Consider the following 23,336-nt stretch of genomic DNA (forward strand, 5'->3'; position numbering starts at 1 on the left):
GCCGGAAGATGAATAACGTACTTATCCCCCGCGTCCGTTTTGCATTTAAGCTGACGTTCGCGATCCTCGGCGCGCTGGTGCTCGGGTTCTATTTGCAACTCGAAACCCCGCGCTGGTCGGCTATGACCGCCGCCATTGTCACCTCCGGCCCTGCGCTGGCGGCCGGTGGCGAGCCGTTTGCCGGTGCCATCCGCCACCGTGGTTTTCTGCGCGTTATCGGCACATTTATCGGCTGTCTGGCCGCGCTGGTGATTGTGATCGCCACGGCGCGTGCGCCGGTGGTGATGCTGCTCCTGTGCTGTATCTGGGCGGGCGTCTGCACCTGGTGGTCTTCACTGGTTCGCATCGAGAACTCCTATGCGCTCGGTCTGGCGGGTTACACGGCGCTGATTATCGTCGTGACCTCCGCCGCCACGCCGCTGCAAACGCCGCAGTTTGCGGTAGAGCGTTGCAGTGAAATCGTCCTCGGGATTTGTTGTGCGATCGTCGCTGACCTGTTGTTTTCTCCCCGTTCTATCAAAAAAGATATCGACCGCGCCGTCAGTCAGCTGATGCTCGATCAGTTCGCGCTGATGCGAATTTGTGTGAATAACGCATCGAAGGAAGACATTGATAAATCGTGGAATAATCTGGTGAAAAGTACCACGGCGCTGAACGGCATGCGCAGCAGCCTGATGATGGAATCGTCACGCTGGCAGCGCTGCAACCGGCGTTTGAAAGCGCTGCACAGCACCTCACTGAGCATGATAACGCAGGCCTGCGAAACCTATCTGATCCTGCAAACCACACCGGAAAGATTGTCTCCTGAACTTAAAGCCATGTTCGATGAACCCGCGGGAACTGTCGCGGACGTTCATCGTCGCCTGAAGTTGCTGCGGCAGACCATTACCGGTTCGCACAGTGATAACGTCCTGATGACGATCAGCGCCTGGGCCGGGGCGGGTACCCGCGCGCTGTTGCTGATCAAAGGCGTACACACCAACAGCAGCATCAGCAGTATTGAAAGCGGTGTACTGGACAGTGAAGTGGTGGTACGTCCGGCCTCGGCGGAACGCCATCATGCGCTGATCAATGGCCTGCGTACCTTTACCGCCACCACCATCGGGTGCCTGATGTGGCTGTGGACTGGCTGGACGTCAGGCAGTGGCTGCGTGGTCATTATCGCCGTCGTGACCTCGCTGGCGATGCGCACACCGAACCCAAAAGGCATGGCGATGGACTTTATCGTCGGTATGTTGCTGGCGATCCCAGTGGGTTCGATGATGTTTATGCTGATCATGCCCGCGACGCAGCAAAGTTTGTTCCTGCTCTGTCTGTCACTGGGGATTTTCACCTTCTTCATTGGAATTGAAGTGACCAAGCGCCGTCTCGGTATGCTTGGACTGCTGGCGGGGACCATCAATATTCTGGTTCTCAGTAACCCGATGAAATTCAACGTGACGTCTTTTCTGGATAACGTCACCGGTCAGGCGATCGGTACGGTGATTGCGATGGTAGTGCTGCTGGTGGTGCGTGATAAATCGCGAGAGAAAACCGGCCGCACGCTGCTTAACCGCTTTATGAGTAGCGCCGTTTCCGCGCTGACCACCAAAGCCTATCGCCGCCGCGAGAACCATCTGCCTGCGTTATACCATCAACTGAATCAGTTGCTGGTGATGTTTCCGAATGACATCGGTAAATACCGTCTGGCGCTGATGCTGATTATCGCGCACCAGCGGATGAAGCTGGCGGAAGTACCGGTGAACGACGAACTGTCGGCGTTTCATAAGAAAATCCGTAATACGGCTGACCACGTGGTGTCAGCCTCGGGCGAAGGAAAACGGACGTATTACTATCAGCGTCTGTTGAGCGAGCTTGAGGAGTACCAGAAAAAACTGGTGGAATACGACGCGCCGCTGAAAGTCACCGAACCGGTGCGCCGTCTGACTGATATGCTGCACCGTTATCAGCATTCCTTTGTGGCGTAAGGGAAGAAAACAGGGCCGATGCTGAAAAGCACCGGCCTTTTTCTTTCTCTTTTACGTCGGGAAAGCTGCGCGGTCTTCCGGCCCTATTGCCCGCATGACGCGGCACGGTACGCCCGCCGCGACCACGTTCGCCGGTATAGATTTTGTGACCACGCTGCCTGCACCAATGACGCTGTTGCGGCCAATGGTCACGCCCGGATTCACAATCACGCCCGCGCCCAGCCAGACGTTATCTTCAATCACGATTGGCAGGGAGAACTGCTGTCCGGTGATGCGGATCCCCGCATCGATCGGGTGTCCGGCGGTGGCGAGGGTCACGTTCGGCGCAATCATCACGTTATCGCCGATGGTTACCGTGGCGTCATCCACCAGAGTGAGATTGAAGTTGGCGTAGAAGTTCTTGCCGATGTGGGTATGCGTGCCATAAGCGACACGCAGCGGCGGTTCAATCCAGCCGTTCTCGCCGATGCTGCCCATCATGTCTTTCAGCATCCGCTGGCGCTTTTCTTCTTCCGAAGGGCGGGTCAGGTTGTAATCGTACACCCGCTCTTTCCCTGCCCGACGCTCTTCCGGCAGCCCTTCGCCCATGTCCGTATACAGTTCGCCGATATTCATTTTTACGCGTGCCGACATCCCTCTTCCTTAATTATTAAGCCAGTGATGGCTCAGTCTACTCACCGGTTATGCGATTGTGAACGTGTGACATTCCACTTTGCGAGCTGTGTCTCTCAGTGCTGTCTGAGAGACGCTTCCCCTCAAGCCGCTATACTTATTCTTAATCACTGCGTTAAACGGCATACGTCAGGAGGATTTACATGTCTGCCCAATTCAAAAAACTGTCCGAACATCCTTTATTTAAAACCGGCTATTTCACCGGCGGAAAATGGCATGAAGCCAAAACCACCTTTGATGTGCTGGATCCGGCCACCGGCGATGTGGTGGCGAAAGTCGCTAAAGCGGGGAAAGCTGAAACCGAGGCGGCGATCAAAGCGGCCAGCGACGCCTTTCCTGCATGGCGCAAAACCACCGCTAAAGCGCGTTCGGAAATTTTGCACCGCTGGTATGAGCTGATGCTGGAGAACAAACAGTTTCTCGGCGAGCTGATGGTGGCGGAGCAGGGCAAGCCGCTGAAAGAAGCGCTGGGTGAAGTCGATTACGCCGCCAGCTATCTGCAATGGTTCAGTGAAGAAGCCAAGCGTGCGAATGGCGAAATTATTCCCCCTGCGAAAGCGGGTTCCCGTATTTTCGCCACCCGTGAACCCGTCGGCGTGGTCGCGGCAATCACACCGTGGAATTTCCCGCTGGCGATGCTGACCCGCAAACTCGGCCCGGCACTGGCTGCCGGCTGCACCGGCCTCATCAAACCCGCCAATAACACGCCGCTTTCAGCTTTCGCGCTGTTGCAACTGGCGAAGGATGCGGGTGTGCCGGATGGTGTGATCAACGGCGTGGCGGGGGATACCCATGCCATCAGCGACGCGATCATGGCAAGCGACAACGTGCGCAAAGTTTCCTTCACGGGTTCGACGGAGGTCGGCAAAACGCTGGTGCGTAACAGTGCCGATACCATGAAAAAAGTGTCAATGGAGCTGGGCGGCAACGCGCCGTATATCGTGTTTGACGATGCCGATCTTGACGCCGCCGTCAAAGGTGCGATCACCTGTAAATTCCGTAACACCGGACAGGTCTGCGTGTGCATCAACCGTATCTACGTGCAGGACGGTGTTTACGATGCGTTCGTTTCCCGTCTGGTGGAGGAAGTGCGCAAGCTGAAAGTCGGTAATGGCATGGACGACGGCGTGATTGTCGGGCCGCTGATCGACATTAAAGGGCTGGAGAAAGTAGAAGATCACGTCAAAGACGCGCTGGAGAAAGGCGGACGACTGATGGAGGGCGGCGAGCGTCACAAGCTCGGCGGCAACTTCTTCCAGCCGACGGTGATTGCCGATGCCACCGACGATATGAAAGTCGCCCACGAAGAAACCTTCGGCCCGCTGGCGGCCTGCTTCCGTTTCAAAACGGAAGAGGAAGTTATTCAGCGCGCCAATAATACTCCGTTCGGGCTGGCGGCCTATTTCTACAGCCAGAATCTGCAACGCGTTTTCCGCGTCGCGGATGCGATTGAAAGCGGCATGATCGGCGTGAACGAATGTGCGATTTCTAACGAAGCTGCGCCGTTTGGCGGGGTGAAAGAGTCCGGTCTGGGACGTGAAGGGTCGGTGCTGGGGCTGGAAGAGTATTTGCAGGTAAAAACGTTACATTTAGGAAATCTATAAGCCGCCTTTTCAGAAAGCGGATTTTAGGAAACAATAAAGAGGAACACATCATTTCCGGCTATGCACAAAGGACGTCAATGAAGGTATTTAACGGGCTGCGTTCGCGCACGCTAATGATGGTCACCGCCGTGGTCCTGGGGCTGTCCGGCGTCGCCGGGCAGGTTGTCGCGAAAACGACATACAACTCTGGCACCATCGTATCGGGCTCGGATGAGAAAACGGTAGTCAGCTATTTGCGCCAGAATCACCGGTTGCCTGATAACTACATCACCAAGAAAAAAGCGCGTGAAGCGGGCTGGGATGCACGTTCCGGCAATCTCTGCGACGTGCTGCCGGGAAAAGCCATTGGCGGCGACCGTTTCTCAAACCGGGAAGGGCGTTTACCGACGGCGTACAAAAGGGTCTGGCGCGAGGCGGATATTAACTACCGCTGCGGACGTCGCGGCGCCGATCGCGTGCTGTTCGCCAGTGACGGGCTGATTTATATCAGCCGTGACCATTATCAGAATTTTGTTCGGGTGGAGTAATGTCGATGAATAAAGTGAGCTTCGATTTTAATCACATCCCGGATTTACCTGCATTCTACGCTGAGTTCGCCCGTCAGTTTTCACTGACCGAAAGCTTCGGCGCAAATCTGGATGCATTGTGGGATGAAGTCACTGGCGGGATTGCACTGCCGGTGGAGATAGATTTTATCAATCTGAATGCCAGCCGTAAGCGGCGTTTCGGCGCGCTGATTTTGCTGTTTGAAGAGGCAGAGGAAGAGCTGGAAGGTGAGTTGCGCCTAAACCTGCTGGAGAAACCTGTCGCGAAAGTGAAAGGCTGAAATAAAAAACCCGCTATTTTCTATTAAGCAAAAGGGCGGGTTTTGTTTTTTATTCCTGGGCCTGCGCCAGTTCACGCAGATACTGGAAGATCTGGCGGTAAGATTTCGGCGGCTTGTTGGTCGCTTTCTCTTTCTGTGCGTTGCGGATTAATGCACGCAGCTGCTGGCGGTCGGCTTCCGGATACAGTTCCAGCACCGTTGGCACCGCTTCATCGCCTTCTTCGACCAGACGGTCGCGCAGCATTTCCAGTTTATGGAAAAGCGAAACCTGCTGGTTGTGGCGGTTTTTCAGCTTGTCGAGCGCGGTTTCAATCGGCTCTACGTCACGTGAACGCAGCATTTTACCGATCAGCTGTAATTGGCGGCGACGGCCTTCTTTTTTGATTTTCTGAGCCAAATCGATGGCCGCACGCAGATCTTCATCCAGCGGCAGTTTATCGAGTGAGTTCTTACCCAGATCCACCATTTCTGCACCGAGATCTTTCAGCGCCTCGGCGTCACGTTTGATTTCACTTTTACTGACCCAGATGATCTCATCATCTTCTTCGTTCTCATTATTCTCGGGAACGTCATCGAGCCAGTCGTCAATTTTCTTTGTCATGGGCGCTTCCTCTTATCGAGGTAATCCTGTCAGTTTGATTGTGCTTTATTGCTTCGGCGGCATTATGCCACAGAGATGGCTATTCTGTTGCAACTTCGGTCTTAACAACGCCGCACGCGATGCGAAATTATGGCGAGTCTCTGTTAGACTCAAAAGGATAAGTATCTGTGTTTCAGTGTAGAACAATCCCTTTTATCTCATAAGCGATGGCATGCCGATGAACGTAGTGAATCAAGTTGCGCAGCAGCGTAAAACCCTCGAACAGGCCGTATCTCAGGCATTAGAACTGGCGAAAGTCGGTTCAGACGCCGCGGAAGTGGCGGTCAGCAAAACCACCGGTATCGGCGTCAGTACACGTTTTGGTGAAGTCGAGAACGTTGAATTCAACAGCGACGGCGCACTGGGCATCACCGTTTACTATCAAAACCGCAAAGGCAGCGCGTCTTCCACCGATTTAAGCCCGGACGCGATCTCCCGCACCGTACAGGCCGCGCTGGACATCGCCCGTTACACCTCGCCGGATCCGTTTGCAGGTGTAGCGGATAAAGAGATGCTGGCATTCGACGCGCCGGATCTGGATTTATTCCATCCGGAAGAGCTGGATCCGGATCGCAGTATTGAGCTGGCGGCACGTGCTGAACAGGCCGCGCTGAAAGCCGATAAACGCATTACCAACACTGAAGGCGGAAGCTTCAACAGCCATTACGGCATCCGGGTCTTCGGCAACAGCCACGGCATGCTGCAAAGCTACTGCTCGACGCGCCACTCGATTTCCGCGTCAGTTATCGCCGAGCACGAAGGCGATATGGAACGTGATTACGCCTATTCTATCGCCCGTAAAATGAGCGATCTGAAAGACCCGGAATGGGTCGGTGCGGAGTGCGCACGCCGCACATTGTCGCGTCTGGCACCGCGTAAATTGCCAACCATGCACGCACCCGTGCTGTTCGCTGCTGAAGTGGCGACCGGCCTGTTCGGGCATCTGGTCGGGGCTATTAGCGGCGGCAGCATCTACCGTAAATCGTCCTTCCTGCTCGACAGCTTAGGTGAGCAGATCCTGCCTGAGTGGCTGACGATTGAAGAGCATCCGCATCTGTTGCAGGGCTTGGCATCCACGCCGTTCGACAGTGAAGGTGTACGTACTCAACGTCGTGACATCGTCAAAGCGGGTGTGCTGCAAACCTGGCTGATGACCTGCTATTCCGCGCGTAAGCTCGGTCTGCAAACCACCGGGCACGCAGGCGGCATCCACAACTGGCGCATCGCCGGTCAGGGTGACGACTTCGCCGGTATGCTGCGTAAGCTGGACAAAGGTCTGGTGGTGACGGAACTGATGGGGCAGGGCGTCAGCGGCGTTACCGGCGACTACTCCCGCGGTGCGGCCGGTTTCTGGGTCGAGAACGGTGAAATTCAGTATCCGGTGAGTGAAATCACCATCGCTGGCAACCTGAAGGATATGTGGCGCGATATGGTCGCCATCGGCAGTGATATTGAAACCCGCAGTAACATCCAGTGCGGCTCGGTACTGTTGCCTTCGATGAAAATCGCCGGAGAGTAATCCCCTCAGGCAGCGATCTTCCGATCGCTGCTTTCTTATTCCTCAACTCCCACTCCACTATTCTTTACAAAAAAAGTCGTTCCACTTTGCCCTCTCTCGGCCTATTTTTATAAAGCCTTACAAGCAATGTCGTTTTAAATAACAAACCTATAACAATAGAGAGAATCCCTCATGCGTAAACATCTGATGGCGTTAGCGGTCGTAGCCTTATTAGGAAGCAGTACGGTCGCACTGGCGGCGGATTTAGAAACAGACATGGACACGATTGCCGATAACTACGGCAAAGTATTGAAAACCAACGATCAGGCGGAACTGACTACCGGTCTGGCGAACATGAAAGCCGCAGCGGAAGATGCTAAGAAAGCGACCCCACCGAAGCTGAAAGGCAAAGCGCCGGACAGCCCCGAGATGAAGGACTACCACAAAGGGCTGGATACGCTAATCGGACAGATTGATTCTGCTGCCGCTTTAGCTAAAGCAGGCAAAGTGGATGAAGCGAAGAAAGAAGCTGAAGGGTTTAAGGCAACAAGGAATGAGAACCATAAGAAGTTTAAGTAAGCAGAGGGCCGGTGTTTGAGCGGCATTCTCAATGCTGAGGGCGTTGAAAATTTCGGTTTCTCAATCGCGGTGATCACACGGCCTCTCGCGCCTAAACCGACCAAAGAGGGCTAAGACGAGCCCTCTTTGGAATCTCCACGTCTTAAACTGCGCGCTCCGCTTGCTGGCTATGTTTCAGATACCACCGCGACAGGCTGGAAATCTTGCCGCTGCGCGGTGCCTTCCTTTCGGGATTGCAGCCTAAGGTCTGCAACCTCTCACTCAGCAAGATTTCTGAATCGCCCGTGGGATCTTAAATTCAAAACCGGTTTGTTATGTCAGATACCGGCTTGGCCAGATCACTTCTGCTTTCACCAAGGGGCGTTCAGAGACCAGCGCAACTTTTCAATTCGTTCCCATAAGATAAACGCGAGGATATCTTTGATCTTCTCATCATGCAGCGTCAGTAAGGCGAAGTTCAGCGCGATGCACTGATCACAAAGTTCATCTGACTCCAGTTCGGCGAAATCAAATAAATCGTCGTTGGCGGGTTTGTTCAAATCCTTCCAATTTTCTGGAACAGGCTGCAATAAAGTGCGCTCCAGACTTGCGAGCTGATTTTTCATAATCAGGGAAAGCCGATACTGAGAATCTTTATTCTTCGGATTCACCAATGCATTCGCCATCAGACGGCAACTGTCTGTCAGCAAATATGAATCAGGGATAACGTTGGCATTGTGGCAGGTAGTCATTATGCAAGCCTTCTTGAAGTAAGGTTTTGCTACCACAAGAGGTGCGAACTCATTGGTGGCAGCCCAGGCTGGGTTCGCACTACCGGTCTTCAAGATTACCGGCCAACCAAAAGGTTGCCCTGCCTGAGCCACCATTGACTATAAGCGAGGCATATTAGCCACATTTACAGCAGATGTGCAAAGACTGCGGCACGAATAACGAGTACCGACTTGAAGATTACGGGGTGCGAAACCCGGTTGCGGATTTTGCCGCAACAACAAAATGATAGTGGAAATATCCCGGTCATTTAAATGGGCAAATGCCATTGTTGAGATACTGCTTCCAGAGAGTTTCGAGATTTGCAAAGCGTTGCATTTCCCTGAGCCGAATCAGAAAAAACAGATAAATTTTGAATTTAAAATGCCACGGGCGATTCAGAAACGCATTTGAATTTTAGAAGTTGCGGGCGATTCAGAAATCTTGCTGAACGGAGCGGCTTCGAGACCTATGGCTCGAAGACCGAGAGAAGGCACCGCAAAGCGGCAAGATTTCCAGCCTGTCTCCGCGTTACCTGAAACATAGCCGCCAGCGGCAGCGCGTAGTAAAAAATCGACTGGCGAGCAGAGGGAAAAGCTTTTCCCCTCTGCTCGGTTTAGACGCCAGCGGCTGAGTGACTACGCCACGTAAGAAACCGAAACTTGCACCATTACGAATTAGATAGCCGCCTATGCAGCGGCCATCTGCATCACAAACGTTTAGCGCCGCAGGTCTCCCGCTGCCTCTGGCTGAAACAACAACTCCAGCACCTCGATCCGGCTGTCTTCTCCGTTTGGCATTTTCCATGTGATGCTTCCACCCACACGTAAACCCAGCAATGCGGCCCCAAGCGGCGCCATCACTGATAACTGCTCGTTGCTGTCTTTGAGCGCCGCCGGATACACCAGCGTGCGGATATGTTCTTCGCCCTCTTTACCTTCTGTAAAGCGAACCTTGCTGTTCATCGTGACCACGTCGGCAGGCATCTCTTCCGGCGGCAAAATCTCTGCGCGATCCAACTCTTCATTCAGGGCATCGGCGACCGGGCTGTTGGCATAGGCCGGCTGCGCCAGCAGGGTATCCAGGCGTTCTGCGTCAAGTTCGCTGATGGTCAGTGTCGGTTTGCTCATAACATTCTCCAGGGTTCCTTTTGCATCACCCGCTTCGTGCGGATGGGTTGCCAGTAGGCAAAAAATAACACCCCCGCGGATAAGCGCAGGGGTGTCAGTAATTTGCGGGTGTTCTTTGATACTAGGCACTCTTACGCGGAAATGAAAGGGATGTGATGCAATTATTCCGCATTGCTAAAATTCCGATAACCAGTGAAATACGCTGCTACAGACGGTAATACTCAGTGATATGACGGCTTAACTTTTCGTTTTGCGAATTGGATCTGCTCAGCTCATCGTATTTCCACTTCGAACTGGAAAAAGACCGTCTACACAGGAAATCTCCTTAGGGTTAGGGTAAAGACAGACGAAATAAACGGCTGAAATTAGTGAGTCAGGCAAGGAGAGAGGTAACCGCGAGTGAATAACGCAAGCGCATCTGTGAATGGGGCCGGGCAAATTGAATTGAAAGACGCCGCATCGACCACAGAGCAAGTTTTAAAAGATATTCAGGCCATGCAAAGCACCAAAAATATCTACACCACAGATGTTCAGTTGCAGATGTTAACGTCACACGTTAAAGCCATGGTATTGCGATCTATTACCGGTGAGCCGTTGCCTGAAGTCGAGAAAGAATTATTTGATGAAATCTCTGACGACTCTATGAATATGGCGAAAGAAGTGATCGGCTGGTTCGGAAATTTACCGATCGAAGAAGCGTATTTGCTCTCGGTGCATTTCGAAGTCGCACGCGACAACGAGCCAAAATAAATTTTATCAGCAGTACAGTGAATTCATTAATGGGAGAGATAAATCATGGGACAAGTATTAGTAGTGATCGGCGACCGTTTAGGTAAAGGTCAGAAAGTTGCGGCAGGCGTTGAAGCGGCTGGCGGAAAAGCCATTGTTGTCCCAGGTATGGCAGCAGATATGAAACTCGGCGACGTGATGAAAGCAGAAGGCGCGACCTTTGGGATTTCTTTCTGCGGCAGTGGCGGCGCGGGTGCGATTACCGCACAAAACAAATACGGATATAAAGCCAAATACGGGATGCGCTCAGTGGATGAAGGTGTTACCGCAATTAACGAAGGCTGTTTGGTATTAGGGTTTGGATTTATGGATAAAGAAGAACTGGGTCAGCGTCTGGTGGAAGCTTATAACAAAAAGTATGGTCAGGCGTAATGAAACAACAATCAACCACGACAGTTCGGGTTGAGGGAAAAGGCGAAAATAAGGCTGCCGCCTTTTCTTCCGCACTGAGTCAGGTTCAGCGAACCGTTCTCAAAGCTTCGGCGAATAATGTCTTGCTGCGCATTGAACCGCAGGACGTCAAGGTAATAAAAGCCGAAGAGTCCATTAAAAGAGAAAAGTTTCTGTTCTTTTTTCTGGCCAGGGAAAAAAAGAGTTATTACGTGGCGTTAGACATTACCGTCAACCTGACTGTTATTGATACGGAACAGGTAGTTTTTGTCACGAAATAAAAACGTTAGCTATAAATGACAAGGATATACTGATGTTTTTAATTATTTTATTTAAGTCACTTATTATCGGCGGATTGGTCGGGGTAGGCGTAGGTGCGGGTGCCGCACGTATGTTTCACGCGCCTACCGTGCAAGGAATGGGGGCTTTTCGTACTCTTGGGGAATTAAATTCCTGTGAAGGCGATCCGGCTTCGCATTTCTCATTCGGCCTGGGCTTCTTCTTTAACGCCTGGGCATCTTCCGTTGCGGCGGGGTCTTTCACACAGGACGTCGACCACCGCATCATCCCTCACTGGGCGACAGCGGCATTGATGTTCAAAAACCGCAACGTCGCTGAAACCATGCATGACCCGCGCAAGATGGCGATTGCGGGCGGCATCATCGGCATGATTGTCGTGGCTTTCCTCAACACCACGGCCTCGGCGGTACCGGCTGCATTGCAGGTCACGGCGATCAAGGTGCTGGTGCCTGCGGCAAACTTGCTGGTGAATACCGTCATGCCTGTGATTTTCTGGCTGGCCGCAATTGATGCCGGACGTCGTTCAGGCTTCTGGGCCACCATTTTTGGCGGTCTGGCGCAGATGATCATGGGTAACGCCGTACCGGGTCTGGTGCTGGGTATCCTGATCGGTAAAGGCGTCGAAGAAAGCGGCTGGAACCACGTCACCAAAGTGATGATGGCGGCGATTATCGCGCTGTTTGTCCTCAGCGGCTTCTTCCGTGGTTTCGACGTCAAACTGTTGCAGTCATTCATGCTGGACGTTCCGACATGGCTGAACGGCATTCACAACTCCATCAGCGGCAAGTAAGAGGAAATGACAATGGAAGAACAAGCCAAACGTGGTTTCTGGTACGCCGAATGGTCGTTCCCGATCTTTGTTGGATTGCTGTCCTCCGGCGTATTCGCCGGGACGCACATGTATTACTTGTATGGCATCGGGGCGTTTAACGAAGTGGCATTTGTGTCAATGCTGCGTTCAGGCATGGATACCGGCGTATATGGCGCAGTGGCAGCCTTCGGCGCCAGCTTCTTGTTCGCCCGCATTATTGAAGGCTCCCTGGTCGGGATTTTAGATATCGGCGGTGCTATCCAGACCGGTATCGGCCTTGGCGTTCCGGCGATGCTGTTGGGTGCCGGGATCATCTTCCCGGTGGCGAACTTCGCCGCCTCGCTGGTGACCGGCCTGATCCTCGGCTTAGCCGTGGGTTACATCATCATTCTGGCGCGTAAATTCACCATCAATCAGAGCAATTCGACCTACGGGGCGGATGTGATGATGGGCGCGGGTAATGCCTCGGGCCGCTTCCTCGGGCCGTTGATCATCCTGTCTGCGATGGCTGCCTCGATTCCTATCGGTCTGGGCTCACTGCTGGGTGCGTTAGGTTTTTACCTGTGGCAGAAGCCTATTACCGGCGGCGCTATTCTTGGTGCGATGGTACTGGGCGCGATTTTCCCGGTATCCCTGTAGGAGCGGCAGTAAGAAAGCCGTAACCGGGCGTCAGGACGCATTTCTGACACCCGGTTTTACGGAGAAATAGACGGAGAAGAAAGTATGTATGATCTGATTATCCGGCAGGCAAAGAGCACCGACGGCAGCCTGATGGACATCGCCATCCGCGACGGAAAAATCGCCGCCCTTGGCGTCCCGGCGGATGCATCCGCCCGCCACGTTCTCGATCTGCACGGCAAGGTTTACGCCAGCGCGGGCTGGATCGACTCCCATGTTCACTGTTACCCCAAATCACCGATTTATCATGATGAAGCTGATCTGATTGGCGTCGCCAGCGGCGTCACCACCGTGGCCGATGCCGGAAGTACCGGCGCGAATGATGTCGATGATTTCTATCAAATCACCCGTGCGGCGAAAACCAACGTCTACGCGTTTGTGAATATCGCCCGTACCGGCATTGTTACGCAGAACGAACTGGCCGATATGGCGCAGATTGATAAAGCCGCTGTACGTACGGCTATCGAAAAAAATCCCGGTTTTATCATCGGTATTAAAGCCCGCATGAGCAGCAGCGTGGTCGGCCAGAATGGCATTCAGCCACTGGTGCGCGCCAAAGAAATTCAGCAAGAAAATGATGATTTGCCGCTGATGGTTCATATCGGCAATAACCCGCCGAACCTCGATGAGATTGCTGATTTGCTGACTTCCGGCGACATCATCACTCACTGCTATAACGGCAAGCCAAACCGTATTTTGTCGCCGGAAGGTGTGTTGCGCGACTCGGTGAAACGCGCGCTGAGCCGAGGCGTGCGACTGGATGTCGGCCACGGTAGCGCGAGTTTCAGCTTTGAGGTGGCGGAACTGGCCATTCAACAGGGCATTTTGCCGCACACCATCAGCTCCGATATTTACTGCCGCAACCGCATCAGCGGGCCGGTTCACAGCCTGGCGACGGTGATGTCCAAATTCTTTAGCGTCGGCATGACGTTGCCGCAGGTGATTGATTGCGTCACCTTGCACGCCGCCGATGCGCTTCGTCTGCCTGCCAAAGGGCGTCTGGAAGCAGGGGCAGACGCCGATCTGACTCTGTTTGAGCTGCGCCACGCACCGCAGGTATTCGTCGATTCCGAAGGTCAGTCCGTGAAGGGCGAAAGTTTGCTGGTGCCTCTGGCCGCCGTGGTCGCGGGCGTCACTCTGTTAACCGAAGAAGGGAAATCTGCTCATGTCTTCTGAACAATCATTATATGAAAAGTATCAGTTAAAACAGGTCATTAACGCCTCTGGCCGCATGACCATTCTCGGCGTGTCGACGCCGCGTGAAGAAGTGGCGGCCGTGGTGAATACCGGCCTGAACCATTTCTTCGAGATGAAAGATCTGGTCAATAAAACCGGTGCGTATATCGCCAGACTGCTGAATGTCGAAAGCGCGGTCGTGGTGTCCTGTGCGTCTGCCGGGATCGCGCAGTCGGTCGCGGCGGTGATCGTCAAAGATAACGCGTGGCTGCTGGAAAACCTGCACGCCGCGCCGCTGGACGTTCCGCACGATATCGTGTTGCCCAAAGGCCACAACGTCAATTTCGGTGCGCCGGTTGCCACCATGGTGACAATGGGCGGCGGGAAAGTTGTTGAAGCCGGTTACGCCAACGAATGCTCGGCGGCACAGCTGGCGGCCTGCATCACGCCGCGTACGGCGGCCATCATGTACATCAAATCGCATCACTCCGTTCAGAAAAGTATTCTCTCCGTGGAAGAGGCGGCTGAAGTAGCGCAGGAACATAACCTGCCACTGATCGTCGATGCGGCCGCAGAAGAAGACCTGACCTGTTACTACGAAATGGGCGCAGATCTGGTGATTTACAGCGGGGCGAAAGCCATCGAGGGGCCAACCAGCGGTCTGGTACTGGGCAAAAAACAGTATGTCGAATGGGTGAAACTGCAATCCGGCGGCATTGGGCGTGCGATGAAAGTCGGTAAAGAGGGCATTCTCGGCCTGACGCAGGCGATTGAAAGCTACATCACCTTGCCGAAAACCACCGGGCAGGAAATGGTTGATAAAATGACGCCATTTATTGCCAGCCTGAATGAAATCAACGGCGTCACAGGCCGTGTGGTCTGGGACAGCGCAGGGCGCGACATCGCCCGCACCGAAATTACCTTCGATGAAGCGGTGCTGGGCTGGAAAACCAAAGCCATTGTGGAGGCGATGAAAAACGGTGATATCGCCATTTATTTCCGTGGCTACCGCGCCAACGAAGGCAAGATTGAGGTGGACGTGCGCAGCGTGACGCCGCCGCAGCTTGCCATCGTCGCCGACCGTTTTAAACACCTTTTCAGTGGAGAGAAAGCATGAAGCTGACCCCTAATTTCTACCGTGACCGCGTCTGCCTGAACGTGCTGGCAGGCTCGAAAGACAATGCCCGCGATATCTATGAGGCGGCGGAAGGTCATGTGCTGGTTGGTGTGCTTTCCAAAAATTATCCGGATGTGACGAGTGCCGTGGCGGACATGAAGGAATACGCGGCGCTGATTGAAAACGCATTGTCTGTCGGACTCGGCGCGGGTGATCCGCGTCAGTCGCTGATGGTAAGCGAGATTTCAGCGCAGGTGCAGCCGCAGCATGTCAATCAGGTCTTTACCGGCGTCGGCACCAGCCGCGCGCTGCTCGGCCAGAACGATAGCGTAGTTAACGGTCTGATTTCACCGACCGGCAAAGCAGGCTTTGTGAAGATCAGCACCGGGCCATTAAGCTCAGCCGCCAGCGACGCGATTGTGCCGGTGGAAACAGCGATTGCGCTGCTCAAAGACATGGGCGGCAGTTCGGTGAAATATTTCCCGATGGGCGGCCTGAAAACCCGTGACGAATTCGCAGCCGTCGCGCGTGCCTGTGCGGAACAGGATTTCTGGCTTGAGCCGACGGGCGGTATCGATCTGGAGAACTTCGAGGCGATTATGGAAATCGCGCTGGCGGCGGGTGTCACAAAAATCATTCCGCACATTTACAGCTCAATCATCGACAGCGCGACCGGTAATACCCGTCCTGAAGATGTGAAAACCCTGCTGGCCAGCGTCAAAAAGCTGGTGGGTTAAAGATTCTGACCTTTCCTGCGCGGTAAGCCGTCTGCGCGGTTAAACACTCTGCGTTCTCCCGGTTACGGGCGGGCGCAGAGTCTCTCGTTTGTCTGACAACCCCGTTCGAGGAAATGTATGAGAAACTGGTTTCTGATTTCAGGTTTAACCTCCGCGATGCTGGCCGTATCCGCTATGCCGCTTTACGCAGCCGAAAAAACCATGACGCCACACTTTGCTTATGTCGGCACCTATAACCCGAACGGGGAAGGTGTCTATCGCTTTAAATTCGATCCTAAAACCGGTGCGCTCAGCGAGAAGACCCTCGCCAGCCAGCTGCCTAATCAGGCGCAGATGGTGCTCAGTCACGACGGCAAAACGCTGTTCGTCGGCAGCGAAACGGATAATTACAACGGCGGGAAACACGGCGCCATTGCCGCGTACCGCATCGCGCCGGAAGACGGCAGCCTGACGCTGATTAATCAGGTGGATTCCGCAGGCGCGGGGCCGGTGTATCTGTCGCTCACGCCAAAAGGCGATCATCTGCTGGTTGCCAATTACATCAGCGGTATCGTGGCTGTATTCCCGGTGGCGGCTGACGGTAAACTCAGCGACGCCAGTAACAGCCAGCAGGATACCGGACCGGCGGGCGCAGGCAAACCGGCGGCAGCGGCCGAGGGCAGCTTCGCGATAAGCGACCACAACGGGCCGCACGCGCATATGATCGCCACCGATCCTTCCGGCAAATTTGCGTTCTCCACCGATCTCGGGCTGGACCGGATTTATCAGTGGAAGCTTAACGCCGACACCGGCGTACTGGAAGCTAACGAGCCGCCGTTCATCAAGGCCTCTTCCGAAGGTGCCGGGCCGCGCCATTTTGTATTCCATCCCAACGGGAAAGTGGTTTTCCTGATCAACGAAGAAGCCTCGACGCTGACCAGCTACCGCTTTGACGCCACTAAAGGCACGCTGACTGAACTGCACAGCCTGTCGTCGCTGCCTGCCGGTTTCAAAGGCACCAACTTTGCAGCAGGTATTGTGCTGAGCAAGGACGGCAAAAGTCTGTACGTTGCGAACCGTCTGCACAACAGCATCGCGCAGCTCGCGGTGACTGGCGACGGCGCAATGCAGTGGCGCGAGGAAACCTGGACGCGTGGTGATTACCCGCGCACGCTGACCTTGTCACCGGACGGAAAATATATTTACGCAATGAATCAACGAAGCGATAACATCACTACATTCAAGGTATCGCCCGACAGCGGCAAACTGACTTTCGTCGACAGCTACGTGGCGGTGGGTAGTCCGTCGCAAATGGTCATCGCACCCTGACTGACACAACCTGAGAACCAAACCCCATTCGTGTAAGCGGATGGGGTATAGCGGCAACAATATGGAACAACAATGGTGAGATTTCCGAATCAACGGCTGGCGCAACTGTTTGATGCGTTGCAGACCGAAACTTTGCCTCAGGATGAGCTGGCCAGGCGTCTGGAGGTGTCAACGCGCACCGTGCGTGCGGACATCACATCGCTGAATGAAATTATTGCCGGCTACGGCGCGACCTTTGTTCACAGCCGTGGCAGCGGTTATCAGCTACGTATCGACGATCAGGCACTGTTTTCGTCGTTGCAGCACTCGACACAACGTAAGCCGAATCCAACGCCGCGCACCGCCGCCGAGCGGGTGAAGACGTTGCTGATCCGCTTTTTGACCTCAGCTTTTTCACTGAAGCTGGAAGATCTGGCTGATGAATGGTTTGTCAGCCGGGGAACCCTGCAAAATGATATGGCTGAGGTGAGGGAGCATCTGACGCGCTACCACCTGAATATCGAAACCAAACCGCGTTATGGCATGAAGCTTTTTGGTGCAGAGCTGGCGATCCGCGCCTGCCTGACCGACCTGCTGTTCCAGCTCGATGCCGAAGAGCAGGCCAATCCGCTGCTGAAGGCTGAGAGTCTGGAGCCCGAAGCGCTGGTGCCGCTGACGCGGTTTATGCATCAGTTGCTGACGCAGTCGTCTATTCAGCTGACCGATGCGGGTGAGCAGTATCTGATTCTTTACTGCGCGGTGGCGATTAAGCGCATTACCGGCGGTTATCCGCTGACGGATTTCGATGCGGAAGAGGGCGATCCGGCAGTGAAGCAGGTCTCTCTGCGGCTGGCGGAAGAACTGAAACGTCTGGTAGGTAAGGAAATCCCCGCGTCAGAAGAAGCGTATCTGCGGGTGAATATCGCGGCGCGGCGCGTGCAGAGCATTCTGCCGACCGACATTAATGCCGACGACGATGAATCGCTGGTTGATTACATTCTTTCGTACATCAACGCACACTATAACTATGATTTGCAGGGTGATAAGCAGCTGCGTGCTGACCTGCTAACGCATATCAAGACCATGATTACGCGGGTGAAATATCAGATCAATATTCCAAACCCGCTGCTGAGCAACATTAAACAGCATTATCCGATGGCGTATGACGTCACGCTGGCGGCGGTCTCCAGCTGGGGCAAGTACACGCCGTACACGCTGAGCGAAAATGAGATAGGCTTTCTGGTGCTGCACATCGGCGTCGGGCTGGAGCGGCATTACGACATCGGTTATCAGCGCCATCCGCAGGTGATGATGGTGTGTGATACCGGTAACTCCACCATCCGTATGATTCAGGCGCAAATTAGTCGTAAGTATCCCCAACTGGTGATGAAGCAGATCGTGTCGCTGCGTGATTACGAGAAGCTGGAGCATATCGACGAAGATTTTATTATTTCGAATGCTCGTATTAGCGAGAAGAATAAGCCGGTGGTGGTGCTGTCACCGTTCCCGACGGAATACCAGATGGAGCAGCTCGGCAAACTGGTGCTGGTGGACCGCACCCGGCCTTATATGCTGGAGAAATTCTTCGACGAAAAACACTTCATGATCATCAATGAACCGATGACGCAGGCGGAGCTGTTCCATCATGTGTGTTCGCAACTGGAAGAAGAAGGGTACGTCGATCAGGCATTTTACCCGTCGGTGGTGGAGCGCGAGGAGATTGTTTCGACCATGCTGGGCGAAGGCATTGCACTACCGCATTCGTTAGGCTTGCTGGCGAAGAAAACCGTGGTGATCACCTTACTGTCGCCGCAGGGCATTGCGTGGGGCGAAGGGGAGACGGCGCATGTGATCTTCCTGCTGGCGATCAGCAAGGCGGATTACGAAGAGGCGATGGCGATTTACGATTTGTTCGTGACATTCGTGCGGGAGCGCTCGATGAGCCGTTTACTGAGCAGTGAGAATTTTGAAAGCTTTAAGGCCATTGCTATCGACTGTTTAAGCCGCATTTAATACGGCTTAAACAGTCCGTTAATTCTCAGTCTTCGTCAAAACCCGAATTAATCAGATTCACCACGGCGCTCAGCGCTTCGGCTTCATCGGGGCCAGTGGCTTCGATTTCTATTTGCTGACCTTTTGGGGAATCGAGCATCAGCAGGGCTATCACGCTGCTGGCTTCCGCTTCAATGCCAGTGCCGTTACGCAGCATGACTTCTGATTCAAAGCTTTGCACCAGTTCAAACAACTTCATCGCCGGACGGGCGTGCATCCCTAACCGGTTTTTGATTTCTACCGTTTGTTTCACCGTCATGATTTGCGTTTTTCCAGCGTGCGATGGCGGGACTGAACATTCTTCCCACGGGAACGGAAATAGTCGGCCAGTTGTTCCGCGATATACACCGAACGGTGTTTACCGCCAGTACAGCCAATGGCGACGGTCAGATAGCTGCGGTTGTTGGTCTCCAGCGCGGGCAACCATTGTTCGAGATAGCTGCGGGTCTGGTAGATAAAGTTGTGTACTTCGGTATGACGATCGAGGAACGCAGCCACAGGTTTATCGAGGCCGGTCATCGGGCGCAGTTTTGGATCCCAGTGCGGGTTCGGCAGGAAACGCACGTCAAAGACGTAATCGGCATCAATCGGCAGGCCGTGTTTGAAACCAAAGGATTCGAAGACCATCGTCAGTTCGCGTTCACGTTTGCCTAAAAGGCGGGTACGCAGCATTTCTGCCAGCTCATGAACCGACATCTCGGAAGTATCGATGATCAGATCAGCGGCGGAACGCAGCGGTTCGAGCAGATCGGCTTCTTCATCGATGGCACTTTCGAGGGACAGATTTTTGCTGGAAAGCGGGTGAAGACGACGGGTATCGCTGTAACGGCGGATCAGGGTATTGCGGTCGGCGTCGAGGAACAGCAGCTGCGGCGAGAAACTCTCGGGCAGTTGTGCCATCGCATGCTCATAAACTTCCGGTGTTTCTGGCATGTTGCGCACGTCAATGCTGACGGCGGCAGATGTATTGCGTTCGACAAGCGTCTGGGCGAGCTGCGGTAGTAACACCACCGGCAGATTGTCCACACAGTAAAATCCCATGTCTTCTAATGCCCTTAGGGCAACCGACTTCCCGGAACCGGAACGGCCGCTGACTATCATCAGCACCATGGTGTCACTCCCCTGGCATTCAGTGTTCAGAATTCACTTTCCCGGCGTACTGCCGGGAATCTTAAAATTATTCGTTTTCTGTCATTATCTTGAACAGTTCTTCGTCGCTTTGCGCTCCGCGCAGACGGCGACACACTGTTTTATCTGCCAATTTCTTGGCCACTAAAGACAAGGTATGTAAGTGGGTTTTACATTGATCTGCAGGAACCAGCAAGGCAAAAAGCAGATCCACCGGCTGATTGTCGATAGCGTCAAACGCGATCGGTTGTTCAAGCTGAATGAACACGCCCACGGCGCGTAACGTGTCTTCTTCCAGCTTGCCGTGCGGGATGGCGATCCCGGCACCGATCCCGGTGCTGCCCATCCGCTCACGGGTCAAAATGGCGTCAAAAATCACCTGTGGCGACAAATTCAGTTGTTTGGCCGCCAGCTCACTGATGATTTCCAGGGCGCGTTTTTTACTGGCGCAATGAACGCCGCTTTTGGTGCATTCGGCATTGAGCACCGACGTTAATTGCATTGCTATATCGTTGATCATGTCATCTTCACTTTTGCGCTGATTCACCCTTAAAGCTATATCGGCTCGTTCCCCGAAGGTCACAAGCCGATGCCCGAAGGTTTGTAGCACAGGGTTGGCTACATGAATGTCAGTGCTGTTTCAGTTTGTCTTTATGTTTGTTCAACTGACGGGCCAGTTTATCAACCAGGCCGTCAATCGCTGCGTACATATCCTGATGTTCCGAGGTGGCATGCAACTCGCCTCCGTTCACATGCAGCGTCGCTTCCGCGACTTTTTGCACTTTTTCAACGCTTAATACCACATACACCTGATTAATTCTGTCGAAATACTGTTCTAATTTCGCCAGTTTCAACGAGATGAATTCTCTCAGGGGATCGGTGATCTCAATGTGATGTCCGGTAATGTTGAGCTGCATAATGTCTTCCTTCTCTGTTGAGGTCAAACTAACTGTTTACGCTGGTTTGAGGGCGGGATGGACAAAGACTCTCGGTATTTTGCAACGGTACGTCGTGCAACCATGATGCCCTGATCGGAAAGCAGGGTTGCTAACTTACTGTCGCTCAGCGGTTTTACAGGATTCTCCGCTGCAATTAATTTCTTCACCAGCGCCCGGATCGCAGTGGACGATGCCTCGCCGCCGCTGTCAGTACTGACATGGCTGGAGAAGAAATACTTCAGTTCGAAAATGCCGCGCGGGCTGTGCAGGAACTTTTGCGTCGTCACGCGCGAAATCGTCGATTCGTGCATTTCAACGGCGCTGGCGATATCGGCCAGCACCATCGGTTTCATGTATTCGTCACCCATCTCAAAGAACGCCTGCTGCTGTTCGACAATACAGCGCGTCACCTTCAGAAGTGTATCGTTACGGCTTTCCAGACTTTTGATCAGCCACTTGGCTTCCTGCAGATTGCTGCGGATAAACTGCCCGTCGCTGTCGCTGCGGGTGGAATTGCCCATCGCGGCGTACTGCTGGTTTATCTTCAATCGCGGAATGCTGTCTGAGTTCAGTTCGACGGTCCAGACACCGGACACTTTGCGTACCAAAACGTCCGGAATTACGTATTCGGATTCGCCGGTATTGATCGACTGGCCCGGACGCGGATCAAGAGACTGGATCAGGAGCATCGCTCCTTTCAGTGTATCTTCTTTTAGACGGGTTGATCGCATAAGTGCGCGGAAATCATGGTTCGCCAGCAGATCCAGATGTTCGCTGATGATAAGTCTGGCTTCTGCAATGAAAGGCGTTTCCGGGACGAACTGGGAAAGCTGAATCAGCAGACAGTCGCGCAGATCGCGCGCCGCCACACCCACCGGGTCAAAACGCTGAACGCGCTTTAAGACGGCTTCAACTTCATCCATCGATACATTTTCATCGCCGATACTTTCGAGAATGTCCTCGAGGGAAATCGTCAGATAACCGGTGTCATCCACGGCATCGACAATGGAGGTCGCTATGGCGGCGTCGGTATCAGAAAACGGCGTCAGCTCAACCTGCCACATCAGGTAATCCTGAAGGGTCTGGGTGGTTTCCCCCTGATACACCGGCAGTTCATCGTCGCTGTAATCATTGCCTGTCCCGGACGGTGTGCCTGCGGTGTAAATCTCATCCCAGGTGGCGTCGAGCGGCAACTCTTCGGGCATGTCTTTCTGCTCGAGGGCTTCGCGGGTATCCAGACCTTCACTGTCAGGGGTTTCGACTGCATCGATTTCATCGTGCAGATCAGTTTGTTCCAGCAGAGGGTTGCTCTCCAGCGCGAGTTGGATCTCCTGTTGGAGCTCAAGCGTGGACAATTGCAACAGACGGATCGCCTGTTGTAATTGAGGAGTCATGGCCAGTTGTTGGCTGAATCTGAGTTGCAAACCTTGCTTCATATCTTGGCTTTATATCCGTAGATGAGTTCAAACGGCAACACGTCGATCAGAACCGGGCCCGTTTCATTGTAAAGCGAAACAGGCCCGGTTCAGGCGGCGCAGATCACAGACGGAATTCTTCACCCAGATAAACACGTTTTACTTGTTCATCAGCAAGAATGTCGGCTGGCGTGCCGTGGGCGATCAGTTTGCCCTGACTGACGATATAGGCGCGTTCACACACGTCGAGTGTTTCACGAACGTTATGGTCGGTAATCAGCACGCCGAGGCCGCTGTCACGTAAATGCTCAATGATTTTTTTGATGTCGATAACGGAAATCGGGTCAACACCAGCGAAAGGTTCATCCAGCAAGATAAACTTAGGATTCGCCGCCAGCGCACGGGCAATTTCCACACGACGGCGTTCACCACCGGACAGTGACTGGCCGAGGTTATCGCGCAAATGGGAAATATGGAACTCTTCCATCAGCTCGTTGGCGCGATCGTTTCGCTGATCTTTGTTCAGGTCGTCACGAATCTGCAAAACTGCCATCAGATTATCAAACACGCTGAGGCGACGGAAAATGGACGCTTCCTGAGGCAGGTAACCAATGCCGCGACGTGCGCGGGTGTGCAATGGCAGAAGACTGATATCTTCGTCGTCGACGATAATACGTCCCGCATCACGCTGCACGATACCGACAACCATGTAGAACGTAGTGGTTTTACCGGCACCATTCGGGCCGAGTAATCCGACGATTTCGCCCGAATTAACGTTCAGGCTGACATCTTCAACGACCTTGCGGCCTTTGTATGCCTTCGCCAGATTTTCTGCGATTAATTTTGCCATAAATT

The 23,336-nt window shown here is 53.7% G+C and carries 26 protein-coding genes and 1 pseudogene; 16 read left to right on the top strand and 11 right to left on the bottom strand.

What is annotated here, in order from left to right; translation table 11 throughout:
- Positions 1 to 8 precede the first annotated feature (8 nt).
- Complete coding sequence (gene aaeB / locus GE278_02090; GenBank protein QLK59644.1) at positions 9 to 1,967, top strand: p-hydroxybenzoic acid efflux pump subunit AaeB; 1,959 nt, start codon at positions 9 to 11, stop codon at positions 1,965 to 1,967.
- A gap of 51 nt (positions 1,968 to 2,018) precedes the next feature.
- Here aaeB and lacA read toward each other — a convergent pair whose 3' ends face one another.
- Positions 2,019 to 2,600, bottom strand: coding sequence for a galactoside O-acetyltransferase (gene lacA / locus GE278_02095; GenBank protein QLK59645.1), 582 nt, complete (start codon positions 2,598 to 2,600; stop codon positions 2,019 to 2,021).
- A gap of 182 nt (positions 2,601 to 2,782) precedes the next feature.
- On the opposite strand from lacA, the gene GE278_02100 reads away from it, so the two are divergent.
- From GE278_02100 to GE278_02110, 3 genes are all read left to right on the top strand, one after another.
- Complete coding sequence (locus GE278_02100; GenBank protein QLK59646.1) at positions 2,783 to 4,243, top strand: succinate-semialdehyde dehydrogenase; 1,461 nt, start codon at positions 2,783 to 2,785, stop codon at positions 4,241 to 4,243.
- 77 nt (positions 4,244 to 4,320) lie between these two features.
- Positions 4,321 to 4,770 (top strand): ribonuclease, encoded by a 450-nt coding sequence (locus tag GE278_02105; GenBank protein QLK59647.1) that lies wholly within the window; start codon positions 4,321 to 4,323, stop codon positions 4,768 to 4,770.
- 5 nt (positions 4,771 to 4,775) lie between these two features.
- Positions 4,776 to 5,069, top strand: a complete 294-nt coding sequence (locus GE278_02110) for a hypothetical protein (protein ID QLK59648.1) — start codon at positions 4,776 to 4,778, stop codon at positions 5,067 to 5,069.
- 49 nt (positions 5,070 to 5,118) lie between these two features.
- On the opposite strand, the gene GE278_02115 is transcribed toward GE278_02110, so the two are convergent.
- Positions 5,119 to 5,670: a ribosome-associated protein gene (locus GE278_02115; GenBank protein QLK59649.1), complete on the bottom strand. Its 552-nt coding sequence runs from the start codon at positions 5,668 to 5,670 to the stop codon at positions 5,119 to 5,121.
- Positions 5,671 to 5,887: 217 nt separating this feature from the next.
- Between GE278_02115 and pmbA the strand changes: the two genes are divergently transcribed.
- Both pmbA and cybC read left to right on the top strand, forming a co-directional pair.
- Positions 5,888 to 7,228, top strand: a complete 1,341-nt coding sequence (pmbA, locus tag GE278_02120; GenBank protein QLK59650.1) for a metalloprotease PmbA — start codon at positions 5,888 to 5,890, stop codon at positions 7,226 to 7,228.
- Positions 7,229 to 7,399: 171 nt separating this feature from the next.
- Positions 7,400 to 7,786: a cytochrome b562 gene (cybC, locus tag GE278_02125; protein QLK59651.1), complete on the top strand. Its 387-nt coding sequence runs from the start codon at positions 7,400 to 7,402 to the stop codon at positions 7,784 to 7,786.
- Positions 7,787 to 8,136: 350 nt separating this feature from the next.
- On the opposite strand, the gene GE278_02130 is transcribed toward cybC, so the two are convergent.
- From GE278_02130 to GE278_02140, 3 genes and pseudogenes are all read right to left on the bottom strand, one after another.
- The gene (locus GE278_02130) at positions 8,137 to 8,517 is read right to left on the bottom strand and encodes a hypothetical protein (protein QLK63161.1); all 381 of its coding nucleotides are present in this window, start codon (positions 8,515 to 8,517) and stop codon (positions 8,137 to 8,139) included.
- A 48-nt stretch (positions 8,518 to 8,565) separates the two neighbouring features.
- A pseudogene (locus GE278_02135) lies at positions 8,566 to 8,652 on the bottom strand (hypothetical protein).
- 600 nt (positions 8,653 to 9,252) lie between these two features.
- Positions 9,253 to 9,663 (bottom strand): nucleoside diphosphate kinase regulator, encoded by a 411-nt coding sequence (locus GE278_02140; protein QLK59652.1) that lies wholly within the window; start codon positions 9,661 to 9,663, stop codon positions 9,253 to 9,255.
- A 399-nt stretch (positions 9,664 to 10,062) separates the two neighbouring features.
- Between GE278_02140 and GE278_02145 the strand changes: the two genes are divergently transcribed.
- The 10 genes from GE278_02145 to GE278_02190 all read left to right on the top strand — a co-directional run bounded on the left by GE278_02145 (position 10,063) and on the right by GE278_02190 (position 18,961).
- The gene (locus tag GE278_02145; protein ID QLK59653.1) at positions 10,063 to 10,413 is read left to right on the top strand and encodes a PRD domain-containing protein; all 351 of its coding nucleotides are present in this window, start codon (positions 10,063 to 10,065) and stop codon (positions 10,411 to 10,413) included.
- A 45-nt stretch (positions 10,414 to 10,458) separates the two neighbouring features.
- On the top strand, positions 10,459 to 10,824 hold the full coding sequence (locus GE278_02150; GenBank protein ID QLK59654.1) for a hypothetical protein: 366 nt from the start codon (positions 10,459 to 10,461) through the stop codon (positions 10,822 to 10,824).
- The gene (locus tag GE278_02155) at positions 10,824 to 11,123 is read left to right on the top strand and encodes a DUF4312 family protein (protein ID QLK59655.1); all 300 of its coding nucleotides are present in this window, start codon (positions 10,824 to 10,826) and stop codon (positions 11,121 to 11,123) included. Before GE278_02150 ends, GE278_02155 begins: the two co-directional genes overlap by 1 nt.
- A 32-nt stretch (positions 11,124 to 11,155) precedes the next feature.
- Positions 11,156 to 11,932 (top strand): DUF4311 domain-containing protein, encoded by a 777-nt coding sequence (locus GE278_02160; protein QLK59656.1) that lies wholly within the window; start codon positions 11,156 to 11,158, stop codon positions 11,930 to 11,932.
- Positions 11,933 to 11,944: 12 nt separating this feature from the next.
- On the top strand, positions 11,945 to 12,592 hold the full coding sequence (locus GE278_02165; GenBank protein ID QLK59657.1) for a DUF4310 family protein: 648 nt from the start codon (positions 11,945 to 11,947) through the stop codon (positions 12,590 to 12,592).
- A gap of 84 nt (positions 12,593 to 12,676) precedes the next feature.
- Entirely contained in the window at positions 12,677 to 13,807 is a 1,131-nt protein-coding gene (locus GE278_02170) for an amidohydrolase/deacetylase family metallohydrolase (protein QLK59658.1), read from the top strand.
- A complete protein-coding gene (locus tag GE278_02175; GenBank protein QLK59659.1) occupies positions 13,797 to 14,924 on the top strand; it encodes a DgaE family pyridoxal phosphate-dependent ammonia lyase in 1,128 nt (375 codons plus the stop codon). The genes GE278_02170 and GE278_02175 overlap by 11 nt, the downstream gene beginning before the upstream one ends.
- Positions 14,921 to 15,661 carry an oxo-acid lyase gene (locus GE278_02180; protein QLK59660.1) on the top strand — a complete coding sequence of 247 codons (741 nt, stop codon included), beginning with the start codon at positions 14,921 to 14,923 and terminating at the stop codon, positions 15,659 to 15,661. The genes GE278_02175 and GE278_02180 overlap by 4 nt, the downstream gene beginning before the upstream one ends.
- A 117-nt stretch (positions 15,662 to 15,778) precedes the next feature.
- A complete protein-coding gene (locus GE278_02185) occupies positions 15,779 to 16,969 on the top strand; it encodes a beta-propeller fold lactonase family protein (GenBank protein QLK59661.1) in 1,191 nt (396 codons plus the stop codon).
- Between the two features lie 72 nt (positions 16,970 to 17,041).
- Positions 17,042 to 18,961 carry a PRD domain-containing protein gene (locus GE278_02190; protein ID QLK59662.1) on the top strand — a complete coding sequence of 640 codons (1,920 nt, stop codon included), beginning with the start codon at positions 17,042 to 17,044 and terminating at the stop codon, positions 18,959 to 18,961.
- Between the two features lie 25 nt (positions 18,962 to 18,986).
- On the opposite strand, the gene npr is transcribed toward GE278_02190, so the two are convergent.
- From npr to lptB, 6 genes are all read right to left on the bottom strand, one after another.
- Positions 18,987 to 19,259 carry a PTS phosphocarrier protein NPr gene (gene npr, locus GE278_02195; protein ID QLK59663.1) on the bottom strand — a complete coding sequence of 91 codons (273 nt, stop codon included), beginning with the start codon at positions 19,257 to 19,259 and terminating at the stop codon, positions 18,987 to 18,989.
- The gene (gene rapZ, locus GE278_02200; GenBank protein QLK59664.1) at positions 19,256 to 20,110 is read right to left on the bottom strand and encodes an RNase adapter RapZ; all 855 of its coding nucleotides are present in this window, start codon (positions 20,108 to 20,110) and stop codon (positions 19,256 to 19,258) included. Before rapZ ends, npr begins: the two co-directional genes overlap by 4 nt.
- Positions 20,111 to 20,177: 67 nt before the next feature.
- Positions 20,178 to 20,648 (bottom strand): PTS IIA-like nitrogen regulatory protein PtsN, encoded by a 471-nt coding sequence (gene ptsN / locus GE278_02205; protein ID QLK59665.1) that lies wholly within the window; start codon positions 20,646 to 20,648, stop codon positions 20,178 to 20,180.
- Between the two features lie 109 nt (positions 20,649 to 20,757).
- Positions 20,758 to 21,045 (bottom strand): ribosome hibernation promoting factor, encoded by a 288-nt coding sequence (locus tag GE278_02210; GenBank protein ID QLK59666.1) that lies wholly within the window; start codon positions 21,043 to 21,045, stop codon positions 20,758 to 20,760.
- 23 nt (positions 21,046 to 21,068) lie between these two features.
- Positions 21,069 to 22,502, bottom strand: coding sequence for an RNA polymerase factor sigma-54 (rpoN, locus tag GE278_02215; protein ID QLK59667.1), 1,434 nt, complete (start codon positions 22,500 to 22,502; stop codon positions 21,069 to 21,071).
- A gap of 103 nt (positions 22,503 to 22,605) precedes the next feature.
- Complete coding sequence (gene lptB, locus GE278_02220) at positions 22,606 to 23,331, bottom strand: LPS export ABC transporter ATP-binding protein (protein ID QLK59668.1); 726 nt, start codon at positions 23,329 to 23,331, stop codon at positions 22,606 to 22,608.
- Positions 23,332 to 23,336 lie beyond the last annotated feature (5 nt).

It is taken from the genome of Enterobacteriaceae bacterium Kacie_13, from assembly GCA_013457415.1.
In the GTDB taxonomy this organism is placed as follows: Bacteria; Pseudomonadota; Gammaproteobacteria; order Enterobacterales; family Enterobacteriaceae; genus Rahnella.